The sequence below is a fragment of the Streptomyces sp. NPDC060027 genome, assembly GCF_042737005.1.
In the GTDB taxonomy this organism is placed as follows: Bacteria; Actinomycetota; Actinomycetes; order Streptomycetales; family Streptomycetaceae; genus Streptomyces.
Genome location: NZ_JBHWVI010000321.1, coordinates 1 through 7,384 on the forward strand (window position 1 = coordinate 1; position 7,384 = coordinate 7,384).

Sequence of the window (7,384 nt, forward strand, 5' to 3'; positions counted from 1 at the left end):
CCTATAACACCTCCTTTTTTGCCCCGTTTTTTTTTTTTTTTCTCTCCCCGCGGGCCCCCCCCGGCCGCCCCCCCGGCGTGGCCCCCCCCCCGCCCGCGCCCCCCCCACGCCGGGAACGGGCCCGGAGATCCCTAGCATCGGGCGCATGCCAGATACACCGGACCTGCCGGACACTCCCCCGTTCCGAGCCTGGTGGGCGGGGCGGCCGCCCGCCGCCGGCGCCGCCGTCCTGGCCACCGGCATCATCTCGGTCGGACTTCAGCTGACGGGCTACGAGACCCTCTCCCGGATCACGCTGGTCCTCGCGTCCCTCGCCTGGCTCGGGCTCGCCGCGGAATTCGCCGCCCGGCTCGTACGCGACCGGGAGCGATGGATGCGGCAGGCCGGCACACCGGCCGGGCTCAGCGCCGTCGCGGCGACCACCGTGCTCGGCACCCGGTTCTCCGCACTGGGGTGGCAGGGACTCGCCGAGGCCCTGCTCGCGCTGTCGGCCGTGCTCTGGCCGGTGCTGCTCCTGACTGTCGTTCGGCACTGGCGGCGTCGTATGGCGGGAGGCGTGTTCCTCGCCTGTGTGGCCACCCAGGGACTCTCGGTCCTCGGTTCGACGATCGCCACGGCCGTGGGCACGGACTGGCTCGCGCATGCCGCGCTGGTGCTGTTCTGGCTGGGGATCGTGCTCTACGGGGTGTCGTTCGCGCACTTCGACCCGTGGGAGGTGAAGCGGGGCGCCGGGGACCACTGGGTGGCGGGTGGCGCGCTCGCGATCTCGGCGCTGGCCGGGGCGCGGCTCGTCGCCGCGCACCATGGGAGCCCGTACCTGTGGAACGACGACGACCAGGGCGTCCTGCGCGCCACGACCGGCGCGCTGCTCGTGCTCGACCTCGCCTGCTACTGCGTACTGCTCGTCACGGAGGCGGTGTGGCCGCGCCCGCGGTACGACGTATTGCGCTGGTCGACCGTCTTCCCGATGGGGATGACGGCGGTGTCGACCCTCTCGGTCGCCGCCGCCCTCGGTGTGTTCCGGCTCAAGGGACCGGGCCAGGTGCTGCTGTGGTTCGCGGTGGCGGCGTGGCTCGCGGTCGCCGCGGGCGCCGCCCTCGCCGTCAGGTCCGCGAAGCGCACACTCTGACGCCTCTTCCCACCGGGCCCCCTTCGCCCTGTCCCTTCGCTCCTCTCCCTCTTGTCACCGGGCCATCCCGTGTCATCCATAACACCGGGGCCACTCCGGTTGTCCGGGATTCGTCGCATCGGTCATCACCCTGTGTGAAGGCGGCGACGGCAGGCGGGAATCCCGGTCACATCAGGCCACCAGGCGGTCCACTAGGGACAGTTCCGTACATGGCGTTACCAACGCCGCACTCCCAGGTTTAACGTCCTCCCCCAGGTGACCGGCTCCCCACCGCCGCCCGGGCCAGGGGCGGCAGTCGGACACCACCGCCGAGAAGGTCCGGCGGCGGCCCGCTCCCCCTGTGTGTGCCGCCGCCGGACGTGTCACCGCTTGACCGCCTTCGCAGGACGGTCGTACGGAAGGATGTGGGCCCTCGTGGCAGCGCACCGCAGGACCAAGCAGCGCTCGATCGGCGGAAACACGGCCCGCACAGCAGTCACCATCGCCCTCGCGGGCGCGGCGACGGCGACCGGCTTCGACGGGATCGGGCATGCCGACCCCCAGCTGTCCCCGACGCAGGTGAAGGCCAAGGTCGACAAGTTGTACGAGGAGGCGGAGGCCGCCACCGAGAAGTACAACGGCGCCAAGGAGAAGGCCGACAAGGCGGAGGCACACCTGGACACGCTCCGCGACGAGGCGGCGCGCAGGCAGGACCGGCTCAACTCGGCACGGGACGCGCTGGGTTCGATGGCGGCCGCGCAGTACCGCAGCGGCGGACTCGACCCGGCGGTGCAACTCGCGCTCTCCGACGACCCCGACCAGTACCTGGAAGGGGCCGCGCTCGCCGAGCGGGTCGGCACCCGGCAGTCGGCGGCCGTCGTCGGGGTACGCAAACAGCTGCGGGAGATCGAGCAGTTGCGCGGTGCCGCGCACGTCGAACTGGCCTCGCTGACATCACGGCAGACGGAGCTGAAGCAGCAGAAGAAGACGATCAACGGGAAGCTCGACGCGGCACGCCGGCTGCTCTCGCGGCTCACCCCCGAGCAGCGCACCCGGTACGCGGAGCGGGGTGGCGCGGGCGAGCAGCAGCACGTCTCGCGCTCCTCGGCCCGCGGACCGGTCCAGGCGGCGCCGTCCGGCGCCACCGCCGCGGCGCCCAGCTCCCGGGCGGCGGCGGCCGTCTCGTACGCCTACGCCAAGCTCGGCAGCCCCTATGTCTGGGGTGCCACCGGGCCCGACGCCTTCGACTGTTCCGGACTCGCCCAGGCCGCGTACCGTTCCGCGGGCCTGTCGCTGCCCCGGACCACCTATGCCCAGATCAACGCCGGCCAGCGGGTCTCCCGCTCCGAACTCCGCCCCGGCGACCTGGTGTTCTTCTACGCCGGGATCACCCACGTGGGCATCTACGTCGGCAACGGGCAGATGATCCACGCACCGAATCCGTCGGCACCGGTGCGGGTGGCCCCGATCGACGAGATGCCCTTCGCGGGTGCCACCCGGGTGGTGTGATTCCCTCGCCTCGCTCAGACCAGCCGTCGCGCCGTCGCCCAGCGCGTCAGCTCGTGCCGGTTCGACAGCTGGAGCTTCCGCAGCACAGCCGAGACATGCGACTCGACCGTCTTGACGGAGATGAACAGCTGCTTGGCGATCTCCTTGTACGCGTACCCCCGGGCGATGAGGCGCAGGACCTCGCGCTCGCGCTGGGTGAGACGGTCCATGTCCTCGTCGACCGGCGGGGCGTCGGTGGAGGCGAAGGCGTCGAGGACGAATCCGGCGAGGCGCGGCGAGAAGACCGCGTCGCCGTCCTGGACGCGGAAGACGGAGTCCACCAGATCCGTGCCGGTGATCGTCTTGGTGACGTACCCGCGGGCGCCGCCGCGGATCACGCCGATCACGTCCTCCGCGGCGTCCGACACGGACAGCGCGAGGAAACGGACCGGCCGTTCGGCATCGGCCATCAACGGGGCGCAGCGGCGCAGCACTTCGACACCGCCGCCGCCGGGGAGGTGGACGTCGAGGAGGACGACCTCGGGGCGGGTGGCCGTGATGACCGTGACCGCCTGGTCGACGTCCGCGGCCTCGCCGACCACCTCGACACCGGTCCGCTCGGTCTGCCCGATCTCGGCCTGGACCCCCGTACGGAACATGCGGTGGTCGTCGACGAGCACCACGCGCACCCGGCGCCCGCCCTCGGCGCCGGCCGGTCCGGCCGCTCCGGATGCGGTGGCCCCGGGGATCTCTCCGGCCGAACCGCCGGACTCCACAGGCTCGTTCGCGTCGCTCATGACGTCTTCTCCGCCCTTTCCATCTCCAGCTCGACCTCGGTGCCGCCGTCCGGCACCGCGCGCAGTCGCGCCGTGCCGCCGTTGCGCTCCATGCGGCCGATGATCGATTCTCTGACGCCCATGCGGTCGGCGGGTATCGCGTCGAGGTCGAAGCCGGGGCCGCGGTCGCGGACGGACACGAAGACCGTCCTGCCCTCGACTTCGGCGTAGACCTGTACGGCGCCGCCCTCGCCACCGTACTTGGCCGCGTTCACCATTGCTTCCCGCGCCGCCTGCATCTGCGCGGTCAGCCGGTCGTCGAGCGGGCAGTCGCCGACCACGACGACCTCGATGGGAACGCCGTGCTTGTCCTCGACCTCGGCGGCATGACGGCGGACCGCCTCCGCGAGGGTGTCGGGCTCCTCGTCCTCGTCCTTGCCGCTGCCCTCCGGCTTGTACAGCCAGGCCCGCAGATCGCGCTCCTGGGCGCGGGCCAGCCGCCGCACCTCGTTGGCGTTCTCCGCGTTGCGCTGGATCAGGGTCAGGGTGTGCAGCACCGAGTCGTGGACGTGGGCGGCGACTTCGGCCCGCTCCTGCGCCCGGATGCGCATCAGGCGCTCCTCGGAGAGGTCCTGGGTCATGCGGACCAGATAGGGGCCGGCGAGGAGCGCGATACCGACGAGGACCGCGAGCGCCGCCTGGAGCACCGAGCCGAGGTGGGCCGCGGAGCCCTGGAGGACGAATATCCCGGAGACTCCGGCGGTGACGAGCAGGACGCCCGCCGCGGACCGCAGCAGCGTGAGCGTACGGCGACGGCGGCCGACCTCCACCCAGCGGGCCCGGCGCGCGTTGTCCGCCTGGCGCCAGACCAGGGCGACCCCGGCGCCGACGAGGACGGTCGGCCACAGATACGCCTTGGTCCCGCCGCCGAGGTTCACATTGCCGACGAAGACCATGGCCACGACGACCATGAGGAGCAGGGCGACGATCTGGCCCTTGTCCGGCTTGCGGGCCACGAGTCTGCGCCGGCCGTCGGGCGAGGTCTCGGTGGTGAACGCCGGCGTCCGGCCGGAACCGACGCCGCCGACGCCTAGCGGCACGAAGAACCAGAACGCGGCGTACAGCAGGGCGCCCAGCCCGTCCGCCATGAACAGTCCGACGAACATCAGCCGCACCCAGACCACAGGCAGCCCGAGGTGCCCGGCGAGCCCTCGCGCCACGCCCCCGAGCCAGCGTCCGTCGCTGCTGCGGTAGAGCTTGCGCGGGGGCCGCGGGTCGTCGACGGGCATGGCTGCGGCTTCCGGCATGGCACCGATGGTCACACGCCCGGCGGACCGGAGCATCAGGGTCGGCCCCCGATACTCCCCTGATCTTCGGGAAACCGGCGATCGAACGGTCCCCGCCCTCCCCCTCGGGGCGGATATCAGGGTTCGGCCAGGGTCATCCCGACTGCCGCGGCGCCGTCCCGCCCGTCACCATGGACGCATGACAGATCAGCAGCACGCGGCGGCGGAGCCGGGCTCCGGCTCCGCTCCGGGTGATGAGCCGCGCGCTCACGGGGGTGCGGCGACCGCCCGGCCCGGGGAGGCGGGCGCCGCCTCCGAGGTTCCGCGCAGGTTCCGGCGCGACCGTCGGCAGAAGATGCTGGGCGGAGTGTGCGCCGGGCTCGGCCGGCAGTGCGACATGGACCCGGTGATCTTCCGGATCGTGCTCGCGGTGCTCGCCGCGACCGGCGGCATCGGCCTCATCTTCTACGGCTTCGCCTGGCTCTTCGTCCCGTACGACGAGGACGAGGAGAACGAGGTCCGCAAGCTGCTCACCGGCCGCGTCGACGGCCAGGCCCTGGCCGCCGTGCTCTTCGCGCTGGTCGGCTGCGGAGTGTTCCTGTCCATGCTCAACAACGGCGGCGTGCTGACGTTCGCCGTCGTCCTGTCCCTGCTGCTGGCCGGCGCGGGCTACTGGTCGCAGCACCGCGGTGCCACCGACCCGGACCCGCTCTCCGCCCAGGCCGTCGCCGACGCCCCGCCGGAGGCGCAGGCCCCGCCCGTCCCCGCCTCCTACCCGTCCTGGTGGCGCGACCCGATAGTCAAGGACGGTTCGCACGTGGGCGGCACGGGCTATCTGTGGGGCCCCCAGGAGGCCCGGGACCGGGATGTCGCGGCCGCGCTCAACATCGCCCGCGGCACCTCCCGCCCCGGCGTGCGCGCGGAGCGGGAGCCCAAGCAGCGCGGCCCGCGTCGCATCGGCGGCCGGGTCTTCCTGCTCGCCCTCCTCGCGGGTGGCCTCGGCACCGGCCTGACCTGGAACGACCAGACGCTCGGCACCAGCCTTCAGGCCGGACTGGCCGCCGCTCTCATCGTGTTCGGCCTGGGCATCGCCCTCAGCGCCTTCCTCGGGCGCACGGGCGCGGGAACCATCTTCCTGGCCGTGATCACGGCAGGACTCCTCGCCGCGTCCGCGGCCCTGCCGAAGGACATCAGCACCCAATGGGTGCGGAAGAACTGGACTCCGGCGACCGTGGCCGACGTACGGCCGAACTACGACCTGGGCACGGGCGTGGGCACCCTCGACCTCAGCCGCCTCGACCTCGCCAAGGGTCAGACGGTGACGACCGACGCCGAGGTGGGCGCGGGTCGGCTGAAGGTGATCGTCCCCAAGGACGTGACCGTGCGGCTCAGCATCGACGTGGGCGTCGGGGACATCCAGCTGCCGGGCGACAACGAGAAGGACGTGGACGTGGAACCGGGCAAGCACAAGCAGGTGACCCTGCCTCCGGCGACGGGCGGCAGGAACGGCGGCATCCTCGACCTCGATCTCCAGGTCGGCGTGGGCCAGGCGGAGGTGGCCCGTGCCACGTCATGAGTTCCAGCCCGGAAAGCTGGTGGCGGGCCTCTTCCTCACCGCCGGGGGCATCGCCTACGCCGGGGACGCGGCCGGCTGGTGGGAAACCGAGTGGTTCGCGATCATCCCCGTCGTCGTCGTCGGCCTCTGCCTGGCGGGTGCCGTCGCGACCGTGACCCACGCCGTACGCAGACGCCGCGCGGACCCGGGTCCGCGCGGCGTGACTTCCTAGGACTGCTCTTCTTGTCTTCTAGCGGTAGGCCCCGGCGCGTTGCCTGCGCCGGGCTCGCAAGGCCGCGTCCACGGAGAAGACCGAGGCGCCCGCCAGGACGAGGGGGGTCCACGCCATCAGATAGGCGAGGTCGTTGCCGTAGTAGTACGGGTCGGAGGCCCAGCTCACGGTCAGCCACAGACTGAGCGAGATGAGCGCGCCGCCGAGTGCGGCGAGGCGGCCCAGCAGGCCGATCAGGGTGCCGATGCCGACGGCCAGCTCGCCGAAGGCGATGGCGTAGCCGAAGCCGACGGGGTTCTTCAGGGCCAGGTCGACCAGGGCCGGGATCGCGGAGGAGTCACGCACCGTGCGCATCATGTCGCCGATCGAGCCGGAGCCGGAGGCCTTCATGAAGGCGCTGTCGGTGAGTTTGTCGAGGCCGGCGTAGATGAAGGTGACACCCAGGAAGACCCGCAGAGGCAACAGGGCGTAACGGGTCGCAGTCTCCCGCCAGTCCCGCCTCTCCTCCAGATACTGGGCGTGAGTATCCGTCCGCATACCGTGAGTCATCGCTCTCCGCCGCCTCTCACCCGCGTGCCGTTGACCCCACAACAGACCATACGTACGAACCCGACCCCCCGCTCAGAGCCGGAACCTTTTTCCTGGCCCCACCTCCCCGGACTGTCCCCCGGCGCCGAGTCCCTGCAACAACCTTCTTTCGCCCCCTCCGCCCCGACCCTTCCCACCCCTGGGGCTCCGCCCCAGAGTCCGCTCCTCAAACGCCGGAGGGGCTGAAATTTGCCCCCGGAGCCGAAAGCGCACCAGGGGGGCGACGCTCAAGCCCCCGCGCACCCGCAGTCAGCCGCGCACGGGAGGGGCCGTGCCGGTACATCCCTATGTCCGTCGCTTACGTTCGGATCGAGCAGCAGTTCGCACAGGTAGCCCACGTCTGATCCAGCG

At 71.8% G+C, this 7,384-nt stretch carries 7 protein-coding genes; 4 read left to right on the plus strand and 3 right to left on the minus strand.

Annotation, left to right across the window (positions count from 1 at the left end):
- The first annotated feature begins 145 nt into the window (after positions 1–145).
- Positions 146–1,129 (plus strand): tellurite resistance/C4-dicarboxylate transporter family protein, encoded by a 984-nt coding sequence (locus ACFWBT_RS40240; protein WP_385708999.1) that lies wholly within the window; start codon positions 146–148, stop codon positions 1,127–1,129.
- Positions 1,130–1,543: 414 nt separating this feature from the next.
- Positions 1,544–2,617 (plus strand): NlpC/P60 family protein, encoded by a 1,074-nt coding sequence (locus ACFWBT_RS40245; protein WP_385709002.1) that lies wholly within the window; start codon positions 1,544–1,546, stop codon positions 2,615–2,617.
- Positions 2,618–2,631: 14 nt separating this feature from the next.
- Here the strand turns inward: ACFWBT_RS40245 and ACFWBT_RS40250 are convergent, their stop codons facing one another.
- Both ACFWBT_RS40250 and ACFWBT_RS40255 read right to left on the minus strand, forming a co-directional pair.
- Positions 2,632–3,393 carry a response regulator transcription factor gene (locus ACFWBT_RS40250; RefSeq protein WP_356465102.1) on the minus strand — a complete coding sequence of 254 codons (762 nt, stop codon included), beginning with the start codon at positions 3,391–3,393 and terminating at the stop codon, positions 2,632–2,634.
- Positions 3,390–4,679 (minus strand): PspC domain-containing protein, encoded by a 1,290-nt coding sequence (locus ACFWBT_RS40255; protein ID WP_351552620.1) that lies wholly within the window; start codon positions 4,677–4,679, stop codon positions 3,390–3,392. The genes ACFWBT_RS40250 and ACFWBT_RS40255 overlap by 4 nt, the downstream gene beginning before the upstream one ends.
- A 178-nt stretch (positions 4,680–4,857) precedes the next feature.
- Here ACFWBT_RS40255 and ACFWBT_RS40260 point away from each other — a divergent pair, with 178 nt between their 5' ends.
- Complete coding sequence (locus tag ACFWBT_RS40260; RefSeq protein ID WP_385709006.1) at positions 4,858–6,234, plus strand: PspC domain-containing protein; 1,377 nt, start codon at positions 4,858–4,860, stop codon at positions 6,232–6,234.
- Positions 6,221–6,445: a hypothetical protein gene (locus ACFWBT_RS40265; protein ID WP_385709009.1), complete on the plus strand. Its 225-nt coding sequence runs from the start codon at positions 6,221–6,223 to the stop codon at positions 6,443–6,445. The genes ACFWBT_RS40260 and ACFWBT_RS40265 overlap by 14 nt, the downstream gene beginning before the upstream one ends.
- A gap of 18 nt (positions 6,446–6,463) precedes the next feature.
- Here ACFWBT_RS40265 and ACFWBT_RS40270 read toward each other — a convergent pair whose 3' ends face one another.
- Entirely contained in the window at positions 6,464–6,994 is a 531-nt protein-coding gene (locus tag ACFWBT_RS40270; RefSeq protein WP_385709012.1) for a DoxX family protein, read from the minus strand.
- Between the last annotated feature and the right edge of the window lie 390 nt (positions 6,995–7,384).